Source organism: Mycolicibacterium brumae (assembly GCF_025215495.1).
Taxonomy (GTDB): Bacteria; Actinomycetota; Actinomycetes; order Mycobacteriales; family Mycobacteriaceae; genus Mycobacterium; species Mycobacterium brumae.
In genome coordinates this window covers 1,885,104-1,905,573 of record NZ_CP104302.1, presented here as the reverse complement: position 1 = coordinate 1,905,573, position 20,470 = coordinate 1,885,104, and the positions used below count along the sequence as shown (strand labels likewise).

The 20,470-nt window shown below is 68.6% G+C and carries 21 protein-coding genes and 1 pseudogene; 10 read left to right on the top strand and 12 right to left on the bottom strand.

Annotated elements, in window-relative coordinates; translation table 11 throughout:
• Window positions 1–7: 7 nt before the first annotated feature.
• The 3 genes from L2Z93_RS09260 to L2Z93_RS09250 are packed head-to-tail and all read right to left on the bottom strand — an operon-like array spanning window position 8 to window position 5,628.
• Window positions 8–1,375 carry an MFS transporter gene (locus L2Z93_RS09260; protein ID WP_090591761.1) on the bottom strand — a complete coding sequence of 456 codons (1,368 nt, stop codon included), beginning with the start codon at window positions 1,373–1,375 and terminating at the stop codon, window positions 8–10.
• Window positions 1,365–2,717, bottom strand: coding sequence for a flavin monoamine oxidase family protein (locus L2Z93_RS09255; protein WP_090591757.1), 1,353 nt, complete (start codon window positions 2,715–2,717; stop codon window positions 1,365–1,367). The genes L2Z93_RS09260 and L2Z93_RS09255 overlap by 11 nt, the downstream gene beginning before the upstream one ends.
• A 16-nt stretch (window positions 2,718–2,733) precedes the next feature.
• A complete protein-coding gene (locus L2Z93_RS09250) occupies window positions 2,734–5,628 on the bottom strand; it encodes an aminotransferase (protein ID WP_090591755.1) in 2,895 nt (964 codons plus the stop codon).
• A gap of 205 nt (window positions 5,629–5,833) precedes the next feature.
• Between L2Z93_RS09250 and L2Z93_RS09245 the strand changes: the two genes are divergently transcribed.
• Window positions 5,834–6,820 (top strand): pirin family protein, encoded by a 987-nt coding sequence (locus L2Z93_RS09245; RefSeq protein ID WP_234786222.1) that lies wholly within the window; start codon window positions 5,834–5,836, stop codon window positions 6,818–6,820.
• Here L2Z93_RS09245 and L2Z93_RS09240 read toward each other — a convergent pair.
• The 4 genes from L2Z93_RS09240 to L2Z93_RS09225 form a co-directional block, all read right to left on the bottom strand.
• On the bottom strand, window positions 6,817–7,488 hold the full coding sequence (locus tag L2Z93_RS09240; protein ID WP_234786221.1) for a cutinase family protein: 672 nt from the start codon (window positions 7,486–7,488) through the stop codon (window positions 6,817–6,819). The genes L2Z93_RS09245 and L2Z93_RS09240 overlap by 4 nt on opposite strands.
• 80 nt (window positions 7,489–7,568) lie before the next feature.
• Complete coding sequence (locus L2Z93_RS09235) at window positions 7,569–7,853, bottom strand: hypothetical protein (protein ID WP_128111747.1); 285 nt, start codon at window positions 7,851–7,853, stop codon at window positions 7,569–7,571.
• A gap of 101 nt (window positions 7,854–7,954) precedes the next feature.
• Window positions 7,955–8,506 (bottom strand): DinB family protein, encoded by a 552-nt coding sequence (locus L2Z93_RS09230; protein ID WP_090591741.1) that lies wholly within the window; start codon window positions 8,504–8,506, stop codon window positions 7,955–7,957.
• On the bottom strand, window positions 8,487–9,065 hold the full coding sequence (locus L2Z93_RS09225) for a M20/M25/M40 family metallo-hydrolase (protein ID WP_202971884.1): 579 nt from the start codon (window positions 9,063–9,065) through the stop codon (window positions 8,487–8,489). Before L2Z93_RS09225 ends, L2Z93_RS09230 begins: the two co-directional genes overlap by 20 nt.
• 455 nt (window positions 9,066–9,520) lie before the next feature.
• Between L2Z93_RS09225 and L2Z93_RS09220 the strand changes: the two genes are divergently transcribed.
• Both L2Z93_RS09220 and L2Z93_RS09215 read left to right on the top strand, forming a co-directional pair.
• Complete coding sequence (locus L2Z93_RS09220) at window positions 9,521–9,808, top strand: ArsR/SmtB family transcription factor (RefSeq protein WP_090591735.1); 288 nt, start codon at window positions 9,521–9,523, stop codon at window positions 9,806–9,808.
• Window positions 9,805–10,188 carry a VOC family protein gene (locus L2Z93_RS09215; RefSeq protein WP_090591731.1) on the top strand — a complete coding sequence of 128 codons (384 nt, stop codon included), beginning with the start codon at window positions 9,805–9,807 and terminating at the stop codon, window positions 10,186–10,188. Before L2Z93_RS09220 ends, L2Z93_RS09215 begins: the two co-directional genes overlap by 4 nt.
• A gap of 22 nt (window positions 10,189–10,210) precedes the next feature.
• On the opposite strand, the gene L2Z93_RS09210 is transcribed toward L2Z93_RS09215, so the two are convergent.
• Window positions 10,211–11,818: a peptide chain release factor 3 gene (locus tag L2Z93_RS09210; protein ID WP_090591727.1), complete on the bottom strand. Its 1,608-nt coding sequence runs from the start codon at window positions 11,816–11,818 to the stop codon at window positions 10,211–10,213.
• A 106-nt stretch (window positions 11,819–11,924) separates the two neighbouring features.
• On the opposite strand from L2Z93_RS09210, the gene L2Z93_RS09205 reads away from it, so the two are divergent.
• The 5 genes from L2Z93_RS09205 (at window position 11,925) to L2Z93_RS09185 (ending at window position 16,226) form a co-directional block, all read left to right on the top strand.
• Window positions 11,925–12,434 carry a hypothetical protein gene (locus L2Z93_RS09205; protein WP_162562007.1) on the top strand — a complete coding sequence of 170 codons (510 nt, stop codon included), beginning with the start codon at window positions 11,925–11,927 and terminating at the stop codon, window positions 12,432–12,434.
• A 68-nt stretch (window positions 12,435–12,502) separates the two neighbouring features.
• A complete protein-coding gene (locus L2Z93_RS09200; protein ID WP_162562005.1) occupies window positions 12,503–13,051 on the top strand; it encodes an RES family NAD+ phosphorylase in 549 nt (182 codons plus the stop codon).
• A 94-nt stretch (window positions 13,052–13,145) separates the two neighbouring features.
• The gene (locus L2Z93_RS09195) at window positions 13,146–14,183 is read left to right on the top strand and encodes an acyl-CoA dehydrogenase family protein (protein WP_202971883.1); all 1,038 of its coding nucleotides are present in this window, start codon (window positions 13,146–13,148) and stop codon (window positions 14,181–14,183) included.
• The gene (locus L2Z93_RS09190) at window positions 14,158–15,531 is read left to right on the top strand and encodes a PIG-L family deacetylase (RefSeq protein WP_090591713.1); all 1,374 of its coding nucleotides are present in this window, start codon (window positions 14,158–14,160) and stop codon (window positions 15,529–15,531) included. Before L2Z93_RS09195 ends, L2Z93_RS09190 begins: the two co-directional genes overlap by 26 nt.
• On the top strand, window positions 15,528–16,226 hold the full coding sequence (locus tag L2Z93_RS09185; protein WP_090591710.1) for a glycosyltransferase family 2 protein: 699 nt from the start codon (window positions 15,528–15,530) through the stop codon (window positions 16,224–16,226). The genes L2Z93_RS09190 and L2Z93_RS09185 overlap by 4 nt, the downstream gene beginning before the upstream one ends.
• Window positions 16,227–16,233: 7 nt before the next feature.
• Here L2Z93_RS09185 and L2Z93_RS09180 read toward each other — a convergent pair whose 3' ends face one another.
• The 4 genes from L2Z93_RS09180 to L2Z93_RS09165 form a co-directional block, all read right to left on the bottom strand.
• A complete protein-coding gene (locus L2Z93_RS09180) occupies window positions 16,234–16,629 on the bottom strand; it encodes a nitroreductase/quinone reductase family protein (protein WP_234786220.1) in 396 nt (131 codons plus the stop codon).
• A gap of 121 nt (window positions 16,630–16,750) precedes the next feature.
• A complete protein-coding gene (locus tag L2Z93_RS09175; RefSeq protein WP_090591700.1) occupies window positions 16,751–17,443 on the bottom strand; it encodes an MBL fold metallo-hydrolase in 693 nt (230 codons plus the stop codon).
• Window positions 17,440–17,931, bottom strand: a complete 492-nt coding sequence (locus tag L2Z93_RS09170) for a hypothetical protein (RefSeq protein WP_090591696.1) — start codon at window positions 17,929–17,931, stop codon at window positions 17,440–17,442. The genes L2Z93_RS09175 and L2Z93_RS09170 overlap by 4 nt, the downstream gene beginning before the upstream one ends.
• A complete protein-coding gene (locus L2Z93_RS09165) occupies window positions 17,928–19,283 on the bottom strand; it encodes an alpha/beta hydrolase family protein (protein WP_234786219.1) in 1,356 nt (451 codons plus the stop codon). Before L2Z93_RS09165 ends, L2Z93_RS09170 begins: the two co-directional genes overlap by 4 nt.
• A gap of 86 nt (window positions 19,284–19,369) precedes the next feature.
• Between L2Z93_RS09165 and L2Z93_RS09160 the strand changes: the two genes are divergently transcribed.
• Together L2Z93_RS09160 and L2Z93_RS19445 are read left to right on the top strand one after the other, a co-directional pair.
• Window positions 19,370–19,978 carry a TetR/AcrR family transcriptional regulator gene (locus L2Z93_RS09160; RefSeq protein ID WP_234786218.1) on the top strand — a complete coding sequence of 203 codons (609 nt, stop codon included), beginning with the start codon at window positions 19,370–19,372 and terminating at the stop codon, window positions 19,976–19,978.
• 251 nt (window positions 19,979–20,229) lie between these two features.
• A pseudogene (locus L2Z93_RS19445) lies at window positions 20,230–20,389 on the top strand (ribbon-helix-helix domain-containing protein); the annotation flags it as partial.
• Between the last annotated feature and the right edge of the window lie 81 nt (window positions 20,390–20,470).

Sequence of the window (20,470 nt, the reverse complement as noted above, 5' to 3'; positions counted from 1 at the left end):
TCCGTGGCTACGGCGGCGTCGCGGCCCACGGGGTGCGTTCGGGGTCGGGGCCGACGAAGGACGCCGCCAGCCCGACCAGCGCCATGCCGGCGGCCACCCAGAACACCGTCGGCAGGGTGGCGACATCCAGGGCCACCGCGACCCAGGCCGCCCCGGCCGCCGATCCGGTGAACCGCACCAGGTTGAACAGGCCCAGCCCGGTGCCCTGCTGACCGGCGGGTGATTTCGTCGCGCCGTTGGCGGCCGGGGTCTGCACCAGCCCGGCCCCGGCGCCGACGAGCGCCAGCGCCGCCAGCAGCGCAATGGTCGGCAGCCCTGCCCGGCCGACCAGCAGCGCCAGCGCCACCTCGGCGAGGATCAGCAGGATCAGCCCGGTGCGCAGCACCCGGCGCGGACGCAACTGGTCCATGTAGCGGCCCACCGGGGGACCGAGCAGCGCCATCACCGCCGGCACCGCGAACAAGGTCAGCCCGGCCGCGGATTCGGAGGCGCCGCCGGACACCAGGTACAGCGGGATCGCCACGAGGGTCGCGTTGAGGGTGAACATCTGCGCGAACGCCGCCAATGTGCTGCGCAGGAAGCGTGATTCCGACGCCAGCCGCAGGTCCACGAAGGGCGCCGGGGTCCGCAGGCTGTGCGCGGTGAACCAGACCAGGCTCGCCGCGCCGACGATCAGCGCGCCGATGGCCACCGGGTCCGGCCGGGCGATCTGCGCCAGCCCGAACACCAGCGTCGCGGCGCCGACGGTCAGCGTCACCGCGCCCACCACGTCCAGCGAGGCGCGCCGGCCGGGGGTGGCGGGGATGTGGCGCAGCGTGCCGATCAGCCCGATGAGTGCGACCGGGATCAGCGGGACGAACACCCACCGCCAGCCCCACGCGTCGGCGACCAGGCCGCCCATGGTCGGGCCGATGGCCTGGCCCAGGCCGTTGACCGAGGCCCAGGCGCCGATCGCGCGGCTGCGCTGCTCACCCCAGAACAGCCACTGGATCAGCCCCATCACCACCGGGGCGAACGGCGCCGCGGCGATCCCGCCGAGGGTGCGCCAGGTGATCAGCACCTCCAGCGACGGCGCGGTGGCCGCGCCGAGCGAGCAGACGATGGTGGCGATGAGCGCGAGGCAGTAGACCTTGCGCCGGCCGAACCGGTCGCCGACCCAGCCGGCCAGCGGCATCGACGCGGCGAAGGCCAGCAGGAATCCGACGACGACGAAGACGCCGCTGGTCAGGGGCGCGTCGAAATCGGCGAGGATCGAGCTCAGCGGGACGTTGACGACGCTGTTGCCGACGGTCCCGACCAGGGTTCCAGCCAGCAGCGCCGCCAGCGCGAGCGGGGCGCCCGTCGGGGTGACGGCGCTGTCTGTCTCAGCCGCCATGCGGCGCCAGATCGAAGCCGATGTCGCGCCCGAGGATGTGCTGCGCGGCGCGGTGACCCGAGAGCAGCGCGGCCGACACCGTGCACGGGTCGTCGCTCCAGGTGGCCTCACCGGCCAGGCACACCGTGCCGGCGCCGAGCGGCGTGGCGAGCCGGTCGTGGTCCTCCGGCGCGGTTCCGACCACCGGGTAGGAGTAGGCGCCGCCGCCGGCCAGCGGGTCGTCGGCCCAGTGCGTGACGGTGGCGTGGCTGGGGTCCGGGACCGCGTCACCGTAGATATCGCGCAGTGACGCCATCACCGATGCCACCACCTCGTCCTCGGACCAGTCGTGGATCTCCCGGGCGACGCCGCCGGCCGCGAAGGTCAAGAGCGCGGGCTGGCCGTGCAGCCCGCTGAGGTCGTACCAGGAATGCCACCGCTTCCCGGCCGGGCCCTGCCGGCGGATCGCGTAGACGTCGGCGTCCCAAAACCGTTGCGGGAAACGGAGAATGATCTTCTCGAAGGAGTTCATCCGGAACCGGTCGAGCGCGCCGGCCACCGGCTCCGGCAACGGCGGGTCGAACACCAGCCCGCCGGAGCGCAGCACGCCCACCGGCACGGTGACGACGACGTGGCGGGCCCCGACCCATTCGCTGGTCCCGTCGGGGGCCATGACCTGCGCCTGCGCGCCGGAGTCCGTCCACCGCACCGTGTGAACGGGGTGCTCCAGCCGGACATCGATGCCGTCCGCGAGACCGGTGGCCAGCCGGTCATACCCTTCGGGGAAGACCACCTCGTCACCGGCGACCGTCTCATCGGTCAGCGACAGCGCCTCCAGGTCGGCGGCGTCGGCGCCGAGTTGTTCCTCGCTGCGGTGCCGCAGGTGCTCGCGGACCCGGTCGGCGCGCTCACCCTGCCAGCCGAGCCGGTCCAGCGCGTCCTCGACGGCCTGCTCGTAGGAGGTACCGGGTTTGGCTGCGCTCAGGGTCTGCGTGAGGTCCGCGTCGATCGCGGCGACGTCGGCGATGAAGGACGCGGTCTCGGCGTCGCTGAGTCGCCCGCCGTCGGGCCCGTAGTAGGCGATGGGCCGGCCGCCGGCCTGGAAGCTGCCGACGGTGAACTCCACGGTCGGCATGCCGAAGGCCCGCACCGCGTTGTGCAGTTCTTCGCTGTCCCCGACGCCGTGGATCCACGACCCGCCGACGTCGGTGATGCGGCCGTCCTCGCGCAGGGTGTGCAGCCGGCCCCCGACGCGGTCTCTGGCCTCGAAGACCACCACCTTCTGGCCGTGCCGGCTCAGCAGCCGGGCCGCGGTGAGCCCCGAGATCCCCGCTCCCACAACGATGGTGTCGAATTCGGTCATTTCTCTCGCCTCGTTTTCAGAATCCGTTGGTCAGGACGTGGTCGAGCGCGTCGACGAAGAAGTCGGCGTCGGCGCGTTCCAGCACCAGCGGCGGCTTGACCTTCAGCACGCACTGCCGGTCGCTGGTGGGTTGCATGATGACCCCGAGGTCCAGCAGTCGGTCGCAGATGCGCGCGGTTTCCTCCGGCGCGGGTTCCCGAGTGTCGCGGTCCCGGACCAATTCGACGCCGAGGTACAGGCCGCTGCCGTGCACCGCGCCGATGATCGGGTGCTTCCGCGCCAGCTCCTGCAGCCGTGCTTTGAGGCGCCCGCCGACCTCGACCGCGTTGGCCTGGAGTCCGCGCGCCTGGATGGCGCGCAACACGGTGCTGCCGACCACGCAGGACACCGGGCTGCCGCCAGCGGAGGAGAAGAAGTAGCCCTGGGTGCGGTATCGGTCGGCGACAGCCTTGGAGGTGATCACCGCCCCGAGTGGGTAACCATTGCCCATGGCCTTGGCGATGGTCACGATGTCGGGGATGACGCCTTGCTGTTGGAATCCCCAGAACCAGTGGCCGAGCCGGCCGTAGCCGACCTGCACCTCGTCGGCGATGGCCAGGCCGCCGTGGCTGCGGATCTCCTCGTACACCGCGGACAGGTAGCCGTCCGGCAGCGGGATGCCGCCGGCGTTTCCGTAGTACGGCTCGGCGATGAATCCCGCTGGCGGGCAGCCGGATTCGGCCAACGCGCGGATGGCGGCGACCGCGTCGGCGGCGTAGCGGCCGGCCTCCTCGTCGCGGTAACGGCCGCGGTAGGCATTCGGCGCGTCGACGGTGTGCACCCAGTCCGGGCGGGTGCTCAACGCGTTCGGATTGTCGGCCACCGATGTCGACACGGCGTCGGAGGCGAAGGTCCAGCCGTGATAGGCCTCCGCGACCCCGACGATGTCGCGTCGCCCGGTCGCGGCCATGGCCAGCCGCAGCGCCAGATCGATGGCTTCCGAGCCCGAGTTGACCAGGAACACCGTGTCCAGCGGATCCGGCAGGGTCGCGGTCAGCTGCTCGGAGAAGTCGACCACCGATTCGTAGACGAATCGGGAGTTGGTGTTGAGCCGCAGCAGCTGGCGGTACGTCGCGTCGGCGACCTCCGGGTCGCCGTGGCCGAGGACGGCGACGTTGTTGAGCATGTCGAGGTAGCTGCGCCCGGTGGTGGACAGCAGGTGCTGTCGCCAGCCCCGTTCGATCTGCGGCGGCGCGGCGTAGTAGTGCTCCTGCACGGTGGCGAAGCTGGCGTCGCGGCGCCGCAACAGCGTGTCGACGTCGCCGGCCGCGGGGGCGGGGTGTGGCTGCGCGTTCAGCAGCGGTGTGGGGTCGCAGATGAGCGAGCGCCAGGCCTCGAACGCGGCCGGGACGACGAAGTCCGGAATCTCGACGTCCGCGTTCGCGCGGGTCACCACGGTGATCCGGAACCTCGCGGACTCCAGGATCAGGTCGCCGGCCTCGACGTCCCGGTCGGTGGCGTCGATCGCGCCGGGTGACCGCATGACCAGGATGTGCTCGTCCCCGATGAGGGTGACGCTGTTCCCGTTGTGGCGCAGGCGACCGGGCCAGGGCGCTCGCAGTTCGGTGTCGGCGGCAAACCAGACGTCGACCCCGGTGGCCACGGTAGCGGACGCGTCGAACGACAGCGGCCGCGCCTGGGTGGCCCGGCATTCGCCGAAGGCGGTGGCCACCGCGGACGCGCCGCCGCGCAGCGCCTCCCGGGCGAGGTCGTCTTCGACGTCCGCGTCCAACCAGCGACCTCGATCGAGTGCCGCCGACGTGGCGGACAGGTCGAGAATTTCCGTTGGTGCCGTGGTTATTTGGCGATGACGGGGAAGTTCGGCCCGGACACTGTCTCGCCCGAGGGCAGACCGGATCGCGGCGGTCATCACCGGAATCGGAATGGACGCGGCGACGTCGAGGATCTGCCATTCGCGTTCCAGCGCGGAGGAGGCGTAGCTGTTGTCGGCGTCGATGGCGACCTGCTGATTGCCGCTGGCCACCAGCACGGCGCCGCGCACCACGACCAGCGGCCAAAGCGCCTCGATCTCGGCGTCGCTGAGCCGGCGCTGCCGGTCATAGGCCGCGATGGTGGTGAGCGCGTCCAGCGGACCGACGCCGTCGTGATGCAGCAGCGAGGAAACCGTCACCGCGAGCTCGCCGACCGCCCAACTGCGCATCAGGTCGCCGAAATCGATGACGCCGTCGGGGATCCGGGCGCCGTTCTCGGCGCGACACACCACATTGTCGTCGGTGATGTCGCCGTGCACGCTCTGCTGGGGCAGCTCGGCGTCACGAGCTTCCACCGGCGGCCAGACCTCGGCGCGCACCCACTCGACCACCGCGCGGCGATGCGGGTCGGTGACCGCGTCGGCCAGCAGGTCCAGCACCCGGCCGGAATGCCGTAGGTCCCACTGCAGCACCCGGCGGGTTCCGGGGTGGTCGAAGTCGGCCAAGGCGCGGCTGACCCGGCCGACGATGGTCCCGAATTCGGCGAGCACCCGCGGGGACAGGTACCCCGATCCGTTCAGGGTCCCGCCGCCCAGGAAGGTCAGCACCCGGGCGTTGGGGACCTCCGGGCGGGCCTGCGGCGCGTCCAGCCGGGTGGGGAAGCGCAGGTCGGGCAGGTGCTCGGCCAGCTGCGCCGCGGCGGTGTCCTGCGCGCTGATCTCCTGCTCGGTGAACACCGCGTTCGCCACCTTCAGCACGCCGACCGGATCGCCGTCGGCCGCCAGCAGGAAGTTGGCGTCCTGTTGGCTGCCCAGGGAGCGCGCGGTCACCGGTTGTCCGAGCAGGGTGGACGCGATGGCGGCGGCCCCGGATTCGGTCACCTCGGGCGTCGGAAGCTCGCCGGATGAGAAGAAGTCGAAATTGTTCGTGGTGCTGCTCATTCGCGACTCCGGGGCGGTGTTGGCCGGGTCCGGCGTGGACGTCGGCGCTAGAACTGTAATGGCCTCGCGCGCGCCGGTGCGGGTATTCGGCGTCGCGCTATCGGCATCGCAGCCGAGGCGTTGCCGCTTCGGCGTCAGTGGGTGGTCGAGCGCGGATCCCTCTGAACGTTGCCGCAGGTCGTCCACACCGGGAAGATGGACACCGGTGAGCAACCTGGAATCGGCCCCACAGGAACTGCGCTGCCCCGCCTCAGCCGGCGCGGGCGGGCGTCCTCGGCCCGTTGAGGTCTTCGCGCCGATCAACGTGCCGCTCGGCGGACCCCGGGCGATGAGTGTGCGGCGGACGCTGCCGCGGCGGCAGCGCTGGCGCGTCGGGGCGTGGTGCTTCCTGGACCACTACGGTCCCAATGACGTCGCGGGCACGGGCGGCATGGACGTGGCGCCGCACCCGCACACCGGGCTGCAAACGGTGAGTTGGTTGTTCTCCGGCGAGGTCGAGCATCGCGACAGTCTCGGCACCCACGCGCTGGTCCGTCCGGGCGAACTCAATCTGATGACCGCGGGCGCGGGCATCTGCCACTCGGAGGTCTCCACCCCGGACACGACGGTGCTGCACGGCGTGCAGTTGTGGATCGCGCTGCCGGACGCGCACCGCCACGCGCCGCGCGCGTTCGAGCACTACACGCCCATGCCGGCACAGCTGCCCGGGGCGGTGCTGCGGGTCTTCATCGGCTCACTGGCCGGGCAGACCTCGCCGGCGCCGACGTTCAGCCCGCTGCTCGGCGCCGAGGTTCGGCTGCAGCCCGGTGCGCAGCTGATTCTCGACGTCGACCCCTCGTTCGAGCATGCTTTCCTGTCCGACACCGAATCGGTGGCCGTCGACGGCGTCGAAACACCCTGGGCCGCACTGGCTTTCCTAGAGGCGGGGCGCAGCACCGTCACGCTGGCAAATCACACCGACGAACCGGCGCGCGGCCTCCTGCTCGGCGGCGAGCCGCTGGACGAGGAGATCGTCATGTGGTGGAACTTCCTCGGCCGCAGCCACGAGGAGATCGCCGCCTACCGCCGCGAGTGGGAGAGGAAGTCCGATCAGTTCGGCCGCGTTCAGGGTTACCGTGGCTCGCCGGCGCGGCTGCCGGCTCCGCCGCTGCCCAACGTGCGGCTGCGGCCGCGCGGGAGTTCGCCCGACTAGTGAATGACGGCGCTGTCCATCGGCAGGTGGCTGACGACGAACGAGCTGGCCTGGCCGACCATCCCGTTGCGGGTGTAGGCGGTGTGCGCGGCCGGATCCCACGGGGCCGCCGAGTCGGCCGCGCACACCGGGTCACCGGGCGCGCACAGCTCCAGCGTCTCACCGGCGAACTGCGGGCTCGGCCCGACCGCCGGCGTCCCGTACTTGGCCAGGGACGGGCCGTTGGGCTTGCCGAACAGCACGACGGCGGCGACGTCGTCGGCGACATCGGGCGGCAGCGGCGCCGGGTCGGGCACCCCGTTGGGGCGGGCGTCGGAGGTGGCGAACGCGGTGACCATCGCGCCTTGGGAGTAGCCGCCGAGCACCATTTCGGTCTCCGGACACGCCGACACCACACCGCGGACGTGGTCGAGCAGGTCACGCGTGCCGTTGACCACGTTCGGGATGAACCCTGGTCCGGCGAAGTCGTTGCTCGCGGGATAGTTCACCCCGTGCACGCCAACGGTCCGCGGGGCCACCTGCTGTCGGAGCGTGTCGACGAACGCCTGCCCGACATTGCCGACGCCCGGAGACTCCGCGGTCCCGCGCGCAAAAGCGACGCCGATATCCGGGCACGGATCAGCGGCAGCGGCGCGCGGGGCTGCGAAGCCGGGTGCGGCGAGCAGCAAAACGATCGCCGCCAGCAGCGGCCGCGTGGTTCGTATTCTTCTGATGTGATCCCCCTGAACGCAGAACTACCAATTCCGTTCTAGCAGGGAATCGGCGTGCCCGTGAACAGGTCGGTGCCACAGATCGATCCCGGCGGCCGCGCGGGCGCGGGATAGACCCGTCCGGTGTCGTCGATGGCGGTGTTGCCCTCGTATCGGTACTTGTGGCAGACGGTCCAATCCCAGTCGACGACCCGGTCGCTGGAGAATGCCGGATTCACCTGGCCGGGACACCACTGGAACCAGTAGTAGTCGTCGGCCTCGGCGGTTCCGCCGCCCAGCGCCCAGACCAATGCGAGACCGCTCGTCACTGCCGTTTTCGCCATCCGGTGTGAGACTCGGTTCATGATGGACTCCATCCGTTTTGCCGCCGTCGCGACGGCGCCATATCTCCAGTACACACCCGGTGACGCCCGAGGATCCAGAGTTATTTTCCGTCCGCGGCGCGCAGCAGACGAAGCTGGCCGATCTCGGCGACGTTCTTCATCAACTCGGAATTCACCCAGGCGACCATGTGCGCGACGCTGTGCCGGGACTCCTCCTGCCACGGGAACGTCGCTGTCCGCTCCAGATCCTCGGCGCCGAGCGTGTCCAGCACGTTCGTCCATTCGGCGTGCATTCCCCGCAGCCACTCGATTGTCGCCGCGCCCGGCCCGGGCCAAGAGATGTCGGCGCGATCCCGCGGGATCCTGCCGCGGGCATGATCGATGGCGACGCTCCACCACCAGCCCAGATGCCAACTCAGCCAGCCGATCGTCGGGACCGGGACGATCGCGGGTTCGACATCGGCCCAGTCGGGCGTCCAGCCGCCGCCTTGGCCGGGGCGCATCGTCCAGCAGTTCGCGGTGGATTCCCACAGGAAGTCGTCGGGCTCCAGGCGCTCCAGGTGGTACTCGAACAGCGACCAGGTCAGGTCGAACTGCCAGCGCAGCAGCGCGAGCGGATCGGTTGATCCGGCGTCAGGTGGGGGAGTCGTCACCGGCTGACCCGCGCGGGAGTTCGCCCTCGGCCAGTCGCCGCACCACGTCCGTCAGCACGTCGAGTCCCGCGATCATCGCCTCGTCCAGGGTGTACTCGCGTTCGTTGTGCGAGATGCCATCGACGGAGGGCACGAACAGCATCACGGTCGGCACCACCTCCTTCATGTTGACCGAGTCGTGCCCGGCCACGGTGAGGATCTCCTCGTAGGAGTGGCCGAGGGATTCGGCGGACCTTCTCGCGAGGTCGACTCCCGTCGGCTGATACGGATTGATGCCCCACTCGTGCGACAGGGATTGTGTCACCGTCACATTGGCCTTCCGCTCGATCTCTGCGAACTGGCGCCGCAGAAGCTCATTGGCCTCGACGAGCACCTTTTCGTCCGAGCATCGCAGATCGAGCATCAGCGTCGCCTGCGAGGCGACCACCACCGGCGAGTTGGGATACACATCGATCTGGCCGACCGCGGTGTGCAGGACGTCGGGGAACCGGTCGGCGAGTTCCCGTGCGAACACGATGAGCAGCGCGGCGCCGTAGAGGGCGTCTCTACGGTCGGCCATGATCGTCGCTCCGGAGTGGGCTTGATCGCCCTCGATCGTGACGACGTACTGCATCGTGGCGTTCGACGCCGAGACGCACGCGCAGGTTCTTGCGCAGTTGGCTGCGCGTTAGGCGCTGTTGTGAAAGCCGCTGGTAGGGGCGCACGCGTGCGACAACGGTCGCCTCTGGCCGCGAGCGGCCAACCGCGGCGCGTTTCCCGTCTCGAGCGGCCAACCCCGGCACGTTTTCCTTCGCCAGCGGCCAAATAGTGCACGAATGGCCAACGAGGAACACAACGGCCCAGGACAGCTCCGCGTGAGGCGAACGCCATGGAGCCCTCGTACGCCACCGGGCCGCTCGAGGCGTTCTACGTGCGCCAACGGGCCGCTCGCGAACCTGCACACAGCAATCATCCGTCGCGTCAGGCACCCGATAACCATTGACAGGCAAGCAAATACTTGCCTATTCTTTCCATGTGGGTGATGTCTTCAAAGCGCTGGCGGACCCCACGCGCCGGACGATTCTCGACGAATTGACGATTCGGGACGGCCAAACGCTCTTTGAGATCTGCGGGCGACTGACGACCAATCACGGTCTGACGTCCTCCCGGCAAGCGATCTCGCAGCATTTGGCCCTGCTCGAGGAAGCCGGGCTCATCGAGACGCGCCGCGAGGGCCGGTGCAAGTTCCACCACCTAAACACGTTGCCGCTGAGGCAGATTGCGTCGCGCTGGTGCACGAGCGGCAGAAGGGACCAATCATGAGGATCAACCTGACGAGTGTCCTCGTCGACGATCAAGAGAAGGCCTTGCGCTTCTATACCGACATTCTGGGATTCCAGCCCAAGCATGACGTGCCTGTCGGCGCGTATCGATGGATAACCGTGGTTTCGCCGGAGGCGCCGGACGGTGTGGAGCTCGTTCTCGAACCCGACGAGCATCCGGCCGCCAAGCCCTTCAAGAAGGCCCTGATGTCCGACGGGATACCGGTGACTGCGTTCTCCGTCGACGATGTGCGCGCCGAGTACGAGCGATTGCGGTCCTTGAACGTCCAGTTCATTCAGGAGCCCACAGAAATGGGCCCCGTCACCACGGCGGTGTTCGATGACACCTGTGGAAACCTGATCCAGATCCAATCCGCCTGAAAGCGTTCCTGCGACGCGGCCGCTAACTCCGCGCGGCGATCAAGTCGCGCAGGATGACGTCGGGGTTGTCCCGCTGGAATGACTCCATGCGCCACTGGGTGGAGAACAGCGCGAGCATGACGCCATCGGAGCGAGTCAGCACTTCGGCGGAGAACTGCCGGTCCACGAAGTCGGCGTCGGCCGGGTCGACGATCCGCGCGACCTGGTACGGCAACGACTCCAGCGTGATCGGCGCCCCCATCTCCGAAGACATCCGGTGGGCGGCGACCTCGAACTGCATCGGGCCGACGGCGGCGAACACCGGCGCCTGATCGCCACGCTTGTCCGAACGCAGCACCTGGACCACGCCCTCCTGGTCGAGTTGCTCGACACCGCGGCGAAACTGCTTGTGCTTGCTCGGATCAGTTCCGCGCGCGACCGCGAAATGCTCGGGGGAGAAGCTCGGGATCGGCGGAAACCGCACCGGCTTGTCGGCGAACAGGGTGTCACCGGGGCGTAGCGCGGCGGCGTTGGACAGGCCGATCACGTCGCCGGGCCAGGCGCTGTCCAGAGTGCTGCGCTGTTGCCCGAAGACCGACTGCGCGTACTTGGTGACGAACGGTTTGCCGGTGGCGGCGTGGGTGAGCACGTCACCGCGCTCGAAGGTGCCCGAGCACACCCGGGCGTAGGCGATCCGGTCCCGGTGGGAGGAGTCCATGCCGGCTTGGACCTTGAACACGAACGCGCTGAACGGCGCGTCGACCGGTCGGGGTTCGCCGTCGACGTCGACGATCGACCCCGGCGAGGGGGCAAGCTCCACCAGCACGTCGAGCAGCTGGTTGACGCCGAAGTTCAGCGCCGCGGAGGTGAACAGCACCGGGGACGTTTCGCCGGTCACAAAGGTGTCCCGGTCGAAGTCGGATCCGTCGGCGGACAGCAGTTCGGATTCTTCGACCGCGTTCTCCCAGTCGACGCCGGCCGCATCCAAGGCCTGGTCCGGGGAAATGTGTTCCTCGGGTGCGATCGTCGCGCCGCCCGCGGTCCGGGTGAACCGGATGAAGTGGCCCTTGCGCCGGTCCATCACACCCTTGAAATCTCCGGCGATGCCGACCGGCCAGGTCAGCGGGGTGGTTCGCAGCCCGATCCGCTCGTGGATCTCGTCCATCAGCTCCAGCGCGTGCCGGCCCGGTCGGTCCCATTTGTTGACCACGGTGATGATCGGGATACCGCGTTGCTTGCACACCTGGAACAGCTTCAGGGTCTGGGGTTCGAGGCCTTTCGCGGCGTCGATCAGCATGACCGCGGCGTCGACGGCGGTCAGCACCCGGTAGGTGTCTTCGGAGAAGTCGGCGTGCCCCGGGGTGTCGAGCAGGTTGATGACGCAGTCCCGGTACGGGAACTGCAGCGCGGTCGAGGTGATCGAGATGCCGCGGGCCTTCTCCATCTCCATCCAGTCCGAAACGGTGGAGCGACGGCCCGCCTTGCCGTGAATCGCGCCGGCTTCGGTGATCGCCCGGGCATGCAGCGCCAGGGCCTCGGTCAGCGTCGACTTGCCCGCGTCGGGGTGGCTGATGACGGCAAAGGTGCGGCGGCGTTCGGCCTCGGCGGCGACCCGCGTATCGGCCGGGGTGTGGGATTCGACTTCGGTCATATCGACTCAGATCGTAGGCGACGTCTCCCGGGTGACTTCTCCGGACATGCGAAACATGCGTTATTCTGGACATGCACTATTCGCACTTACGTCGAGTGGGTAAACCATGACCGCCGCATATGACAACTTTGTCGACGTCGCGCAGCGCATCAGGGAGAGCGCGGCTGCTCTCGGTGACGCGCTGGACGCTGTGAAGGTCTACACCGAGCCGGCTATCGCGCGCGCCGTGCAGGCCGAGCGGAACCTCTACGACCGCATCGAGGCCGAGTTCGGACTGCTCACCAGCACTGAAACAGGCAAACGGTTGGGCTCCCGATCCACCGCTCCGCGCAACTTGGCTGTGGCAGCCCGCCGCAACGGAGCGCTGCTGGCCATCACGCGCGGGCGTCAGTCGCTCTATCCGGGATTCCAGTTCGGCGCCGATGGGCGGCCCCTGCCGGTGATCCGCGTTCTGCGGGACCTCGCTGGGGAAGCGCAATGGTCGGACAGTGGCGTCGTGCAGTGGCTGTGCGCTCCAACCACGTATCTCGACGGAATGCGTCCGGTCGATCTGCTGGCCAGCGATCCCGAGCGGGTCGTGCGTGCGGCCCGGTCGGCCTGGACAGTCCAGTGGTGACCCCTGCGCCACCGATTCCTTTCAATCCGCAGTCGGCAACGCTGGACGCCGGGACCCATTTGTATCGGGTGTTCACCGCGGCCGAGGGGCGCACCGCCACGACGTTCAACCCCGGGTTCGGATCCGCTACCCGCTTCGCCTTCTTCGGGGATCCGGTGGTGCCGGTCCTGTACGCGGCGGCCACCCAAGAGGCCGCAATCGCCGAAACGCTCTTGCACGACATTCCGGTCAGCGGCGGTGTCCTCCCGTATGACGCGTATGGCCGGACCGTCATGGCACGGTTGCGGCTGACCCGCCCGGTACGGGTCGGCGTTCTGCATGGGCTTGGGCTACGCCGGCTCAAGGTCAGCGACACCGAACTCACCGCTGGCGGCGCCGACACCTATCCCGACACCGTTGCCTGGGCCCGCGCCGCGCATGATGCCGGGTTCGACGGCTTGGTGTGGATGTCGAGGCTCTGCGACGACGCGCGGGCTTACGTGTTCTTCGGCGACCGGTGCGACGGCGCGGTCGTCCAGGACGCCACGTTCGCAAGGCTTTTCGCCACCGGATCCGACCAGCTGTGGTTGATCGACCTGTGCGCACCGCTGCACGTCGACGTACTGCTCGGGCTGTGAGCGGAAAGAGACACCCGCGCGCCGGGGCTCCCGACCACGCTTGAAACCGCGCCCGCCGGGGTATATCAGTGCGGTGACAGCCGGCGAGAGCACCGTGGCTGGGCGCCTCGTCGATCCGGGTCTTCGGTCCCGCTTCGCGGCCGAGGTCCTGGCCGACGGAGAACCTGACGTGGCGGGCGCGTTGACGCTCGCCACAGCACTGGCCAATGAGGGCTGCCAGCCCGGGACCGGCCACACCCTGGGCTACCTGCGGACCCTCGCCAGTCTCGGCGCCGTCGACGCGACCGCCGCCCGCGCGGTGGAGCCGCACCTGGACGCCCGAGCCATTCTGGACCAGGCAGGCCTGGGACCCGTCATCGAGGACATCGGCGCCGACGAGAAGTCCACCTGGGGCGTTTACGCCGCCCACGCCCCCGGGCATCGCCTTCAGGCGACCTCGGACGGTCCCGGCTGGACGCTGAGCGGCGTCAAACCCTGGTGCTCACTGTCTCGACAGCTCTCGCACGCGATCGTCACCGCCCATGTCTCCGACGGGGAACGTCGCGCGTTCGCCGTCCGGCTGGATCCCGCCGTCATCGCCACATTGGACGCCGACTGGGTGGCGCGCGGGCTGGTCGCGGTGCCCAGCGGGCCGATCGCCATGGACGCCGCTCCGGCGGCGCCGGTCGGCGAATCCGGCTGGTATCTGGAGCGGCCCGGTTTCGCTTGGGGCGGCATAGGGGTTGCCGCAGTCTGGTACGGCATCGCGTTTGGCCTGCTGGAGGCCTTGAGGGACTATGCCCGCACCCACGCGGGGGACCGGATCGTGCTGGCGCAGTTGGGAAGTGCCGACGAGCTGATGTTCGCCACCGCGACGTGCCTAGAGGCGTCGGCGCGCGAGATCGACGCCGGGAGCGCCGGCGCCACCGCGAATCTGTTGGCCCAGCGGGTGCGGGCGGTCACCGCCCGGGCGGCCGAAGCGGTCCAGCAGATCGCCGGGCACGCGTTGGGCCCGGGACCCTTGGTCGGCGACGAGGGCTACGCCCGGCGAGTCGCAGATCTGACCGTGTACCTGCGTCAGCATCACGGCGAGCGCGATCTGGCGCAGCTGGGCCAGCTGATCCTTGATGACGCGGGCCACCTCGATGCGTGAGCCGCGCCCGTTCAGCCACCGCGACGCAGGCTGCAAGGAGTCCGAGTGGCTCTTGCACCCGGGCTGGGACGACGTTCCTCGACTTGACCTGGACGCAATCCTGAAGCGCCACCCGCGCGTCGTCGTCCTGGCCCCGCACCCGGACGACGAGACGCTGGCGATCGGCGCAACACTGTCGGATCTGGCTGCGGCCGGCGTGTATGTCACGGTCATTTTCTTGACCTACGGCGGCGGGGATCCGGTGTCGATCCGGCGCGCGGAGGGCGAGCAGGCGGTCTCCGCGCTCGGGCCGGGGATCTCGATGGTGTGGTGGGATTTCCCGGACGCCGTTCTCGCAGAACACGAATCGGAGATCTGCCGGCGGATCGCGTCGGTCATCGACGCGCGGACGACGGTGCTGGCGCCGGTTGAATGCGACGGGCACGGCGACCACGACGCCGTCGCTCGTGCGGCCCTGACGGCGGCCGGCGAGCGCGGGGCGGCGCTGCTGCACTATCCGATCTGGTTGTGGCACTGGGCGACGCCGGAGGAGATGGACTGGGCGCGGCTTCGGATCCTCACTCCGACGCTGCACGGTCGGCACTCGAAGGCTCGTGCGCTGAGTTGCTATGTCAGCCAATTGCATTCACCCGATGGTGATCCCATTGTGGGGTCGTCGGTGTTGCGGCGGGCCGCTCGGGTCGTTGAGACCGTCGTGGTCCCCGACACGACGGAGCTTGCCGACCGGGTTCGCGAGGACGTGCTACCCGGCCGGGCCCGCGATCTGGTGGCGCAGCCCTTCGAGGCCATGTTCGCCGACGGCGAGGATGACCCGTGGCGCTTCGACGACAGCCTCTACGAACGGCGCCGGTTCGATCTCGTGCAGGCCTGCCTGGGGCGTGCCCACTACAAGCGGATGCTGGAGATCGGCTGCGCCACCGGGCAACTCGCCGAGCGGCTCGCCGGTCGTGCCGACGAGTTGGTGGCCATGGACGCCAGTGAGACGGCGCTGCGAGTCGCGCGCATCAGGCCGGTTGCGGTGCGCTGGGCGCACGGGGCGGCGCCCGACGACCTGCCGTCCGGGTTGTTCGACGCGATCATCGTCTCGGAGGTCGGGTACTTCCTCGACGGGTGCGAACTCCTCGCCACCCTGCGGGCGGTGAGGCGGCGACTCCGCGACGGTGGCGAGATCCTGCTGGCGCATTGGCAAGGCCCGGTCACCGATATTCCGCTGGACGGCGCCACCGTCCACGCGCAAGCCGCCGCGGTGTTCGACCTGCCGCTGCGCGCCCACTACGCCGACGCCGACCTCCTCATCGATGTGTGGGGAGCGCCGGTGTCGGTTCACCGCGAACAGGGGGATTCGTGAGTTCAGTCAGGCGTGTCGAGATCGTGGTTCCGGCGCACAATGAGCAGCGCCACCTGCAGGCCTGCGTGCGCGGCCTGCTGGCGGCCGTCGAGCATATTGGCGCGGCTCGGCCGGAGGTGTCCTGCGGTGTCACCATCGTGCTGGACCGTTGCACCGACGACAGCGTCGCCGTCCTACGTGAGCTTCCCATCCAGGTGCTGCCGGTCGACGCCGGTTGCGTCGGCGCGGCACGCAAAGCCGGGGTCGCCGCGGTCCTCGCATCCTGCGAGGACGCGGGATACCGGCACGACGAGGTCTGGATCGCCAACACCGACGCGGACACCGTGGTGCCGACGACGTGGCTGGAGACGCAACTGCGGCTGGCCGAGGCGCACGACGCGGTGATCGGAACGGTGACGCCATTCGGCCTCACCGACGATCAGCACCGGCTGTGGCTCCGGGAATACCACCTCAACGAGAACCACCCGCATGTGCACGGCGCGAACCTCGGCGTCCGGGCAGACACGTATCTGCTGGCGGGCGGATTCCGCGAACTCGACAGCGACGAAGACGTCGACCTGGTGGCCCGGATCAAGCGGGTGACGACGCGGTGGATCGCCACCCACCAGACGAATGTGCGCACCTCCGGCCGTGAGACGTCCCGGGTCGAGGGCGGCTTCGCCAGTTACGTGGGGGACCTGGAGTCGGGCGCGTGACTGTCTCTCAGGCGGTTTCAACGCGAAAGACCGCGATTCGATCTGCGGCGGCTGCGATGGCGTCGGGGGAGGGATCATCGACCAGGCCAGTGGTGACGAGCAGCTTTCCCACGCGCGGAGGGCTTCCCTGCAGGTGTCTGGCCAATAGCGGGCGACGTTCTTCGACGGGCATTTCAACGAGCCTGATGTTGGTCGAGCGTCGGCCGTGCGCCAGGGTGGCGGTCGGTGTTTTACGGGCGTTGGCCACCCATGCCGCGTTTGGGTAGGCCTGGATCAGGTAGCGCTGGCCGTCGATGAGGACCACCCCCACGGGAATGCTGCGTGGTTGTCCGGTGCGCTGCCCGATGGTTGTGAGGATCTGCACCCGGCCCAGACCGACGCCGGCACGCTGCAGGGCGAGCACCAGTCGGTTGAACCTGTTGACCCTGCGCCGATACCGCTCACTGCTTGGGGGCATGCCGCCCACCTTAAGCCGGTGATCTGCCGCGTAGTCTGGGTGAGCGACGTCCGTTCGGGCTCGGCGGTCACTGATGGATCGCCGGCCCGTGGCCGGGAACGATCGTTCGAGCGGTTTGGTTGGCGAGCAGCCGCGCGCTGGCCAGCGTTTGGGCTTCGTCGTGATTGAACACCGCGGGCAGCACTTGCGGACCGGAACGTCGGCTCAGCGGGTGTCCGGTGACCAGAGCGTCACCGGAGAACAGCACGCCCTCGGCCGATAAGAGGTACGCCGTGTGGCCGGTGGTGTGCCCTGGTGTCGGAATTGGCGTGAGCCCACCAGGCAAGACCACGTCGTCGACGCTGGCGGCCGACGGGATGGTGGTCGCCATACCCCCGCGAACAGCCCTCAACGTTTGAGCTACCCATCGCCTGCCTCGGGCGGTGGAGAGTTGTCGGATCATGTCCTTCGGTGTGATCTGCTCCAGGTAGTCGCGGCGGGCGTGCGGCACTTCGGCGCCGCCGGTGTAAACCGGCATGCCGACGCTTTCGACGAGGGCGGGGATCGCGCCGATGTGGTCGAGGTGCGCGTGGGTGATGAGGACCGCGGAGAGGTCCTCGAGCCTGTGCCCGACCTCACGCACCGACTTCAGAACATCGGCCGTGTCGCCCGGATAGCCGGCGTCGATGAGCGTCACACCGGACCCGCTGCTGATCAGCGCCCAGTTGACGTTTGTGCCGGCCACCACATAGACCGAATCAGACACCTGGTCGATCTTCATTCGGCGCCTCCGATGAGATGCTCGATGACGCCGACACCGAGCTCGAGTTCGAAGTCGAGTGCCGTGGTGTACGCCGGCGGGGACACCGGCACCCCGGACGGGATGAGCGTGAGGGCATTGGACATGTAGTAGATCGGCTGGCGGTACCACAACGTGTGCGGGCGAAACGGCGGGAACGTCCGGCCGGTCACTCGTTCGAAGGCGCGTGCCACCGGATAGATCGCAGGCATGAATCGTCGAGTGAGTCCGCGGGCGGCGTCGATCGCGTGCTTCTCGAAGACCATGAAGTCGCGAAAAGATGTGGGACACACCGGAAGCACCGTTGCGTGCTCGGGTTGACCTTCGTAGCGCGCGAGTTCGAATTCCGAGTGGAATGGCGCCTGCCAGGGGAGCGCCTCGGTATCCTGCCAGCCCGCACCGGTGTCGATCTGCGCGTCGATCCGGCGCCCGGCGCGGTTGAGCAGCCGCCGAATCACCGCCCGGGTCACGAGCGGGCCGCAGGGTTATCGCCGACGGGCAGTAGGTGCCTGCGGAGGAAATCCTGCGACAGTCTCATCCATTCATCGGAATGGCCCATCGCGCAGTGATCGTCGTCGGCGTAGAGCACCAGCTGCCCCTGCGGAGCGCCGATGGCGATGTCGATCGAGTCCTGGGTGCTCACGAGGGTGTCCTCGGCGCCGTTGATCACCAACAGCGGGATGGGAATTCGCGAGTAGTAGTCGGCGAGCGACATCGCCGCGAGCCGCTTCACCGTGCCCGCCATGGTCTTTGCGCCGGTGGCGTTTCGGAGAGTCGACACCATGATCTCGGGCAGCCCGATGGATCCAAGCGGCTGGAAGCTTCGGCTTGTCGGCGCTCCGTTGGCGATGGCGACCTTCAAGCGTCCGTCGACCGCCGCCATACGCGTGGCCCAGTAGGCGCCGAAGCTGAGCCCGACCATACCGATACGTTCGCCGTCCAGGCGAGACTCATCGGCCAGGAAATCGATGACCGTCGTGTACACGCGCTCAGCAGCAGGCGACAGCGGTTCGCGGTAGGAGTACGTGCCCGGCATCTCCATGACGAACATCGCCAGACCTTCGGCCCGGTATTTCAGAAGCGGCAGGAACGCTTCGGCCAGGCTGCCCTCGACGCCGTTGGTGATGAGCACGACCGGAGGATTGGTCACGCCGTCAGGGATCATCAAGTAGCCGCGCACCCGGTCATCGCCGCCGAAGGGGATGTCCACCCGCTCGATCATCACACCCATCACGGGGGCCAACGCGGTCAGCAGGATCTCGCCGAGGGTGTGGGATCGCTCGTAGGCGCGCAACCGCAGCGGGCTCCAGCCCGGCCATGCCGCGGCGAACTCGTAGACCATCGCCTTGATCAGACCGTCGAGCGCGACCGCGGCGTCTTTGTGCGCGGGGTTCGCCTCGCAGAAGCGCTGCACAGCATCCGGATCTGCGATCGGCCCGCGTTCGGACAGGATCGTCGCCGCCGGAGCAAGCAGTTCACCCAGTCTGCCCACATCCACCGCGCTGCCGTCGATCAACTCACTGGCACGCGGTCCGCCCAGCCGGCTGAGCGCGGCGTCGGCAACCGCGAGCTGCTGGTTCGCGAAGGTCTCCCAGTAGTCGGCCCAGTACGCGTCTTCGAATGATCGGCAGCCCTCCAACTGGGCGCGAAATGTCTCGTGCGAGATGCCGCCGAGGTGGGTGAACCGGTCGACGAACAGTCGCGGCAGAAACGGTGTCGGTCCAAGCCTGTGGGTGGCCGCCTCCGTCGTTTTGGTGAGGGCGCAGACGGTCACCAGGAATCGTTGGGCGAGATCGGAGACAGACATCGGGGGAACCTCCATGCGTTCTTATTGCAGAGAAATCTGCGTTACCGGAACGGTACGGGCCGACATTCACAAACGCAAGTTTTCTGCATTAAGATGTCCATGTGAGTGATGCCGAGACGGTCCGGCGCCCTGGGGGGCGGTCAGCGCGCGTGCGCGACGCCGTCCATCAGGCCGTGCTCGAGATGGTGATCGAGGGCGGCGTCGACAAGATCGGCATCCCGGAGATCAGTCGTCGCGCGGGCGTCCGAGACAGCACGATTTATCGGCGCTGGCAGACCCGCGAGAACCTGGTCGTCGACGCCCTCCTGGCTGCCAGCCAGCGGACGCTGCGGGTGCCGGACACCGGAACCCTCCATGGCGACCTCAGCACCTTCGCGAGCGAGCTCATCGACTATCTGAACACCCCGCTGGGGGATGGGCTCACGCGGACGCTCGCCTACATTCCAGAATCAGAAGCGACCCGACAGGCGCGAGAGACGTTCTGGGCCAGCCGATTCCAGGAGATCCTGCCGATGCTGGCGCGGGCGACCGAGCGCGGCGAGCTGCCAGCGGACGCCGACGGGCGTGCCCTCATGGAACTTCTCGTGGCGCCGATCCATTTCCGGCATCTACTCACTCGACAGCCTGCCGACCACGCGTTCGCCGAGCGTCTCGCGACCGCGGCAATCCAGGCGGTCCAAACCGCCCCCGGCGTCAGATCGTCACCGTGACAAAAGAGTTCAGAGTACGTCTGTGCGCGTATTCCCTGAAGCGTTCGCCAAGTACATCGGGGGTAATCATGCTGTTCCGGCGAGGGCAAGCGTTGGCCGCTTGTGGGGCGGCGATGATTGTGCAGGTATTCGGCTCACCGCCGGTTGCCCGGGCTTTTCCGTTCAGTAGTTGCTCGGAAGCCGAGGCTGCGGGCGCGGTGCCAATCTTCGCCGGGCAGCCCGGATCGGTAATACCGGGTTATACTCGATTCATGAAGACAGCCATTTCCGTTCCGGACGACACGTTCGCCCGCGTTTCTCGCACGTCGAATGAGCTCGGGATGAGCCGGTCGGAGTTCTTCTCCCGCGCGGCGCAACGCTACTTGGACGAGTTGGACGCTCAGTCCCTGACCGGTCAGATTGATGACGCAGTGGCACGCCTCTCATCCGCCGAGGATTCCGCCGCTTCAGCGGTTGCCGCTGGACACTCGCTGCTCGATGACATGGACGACG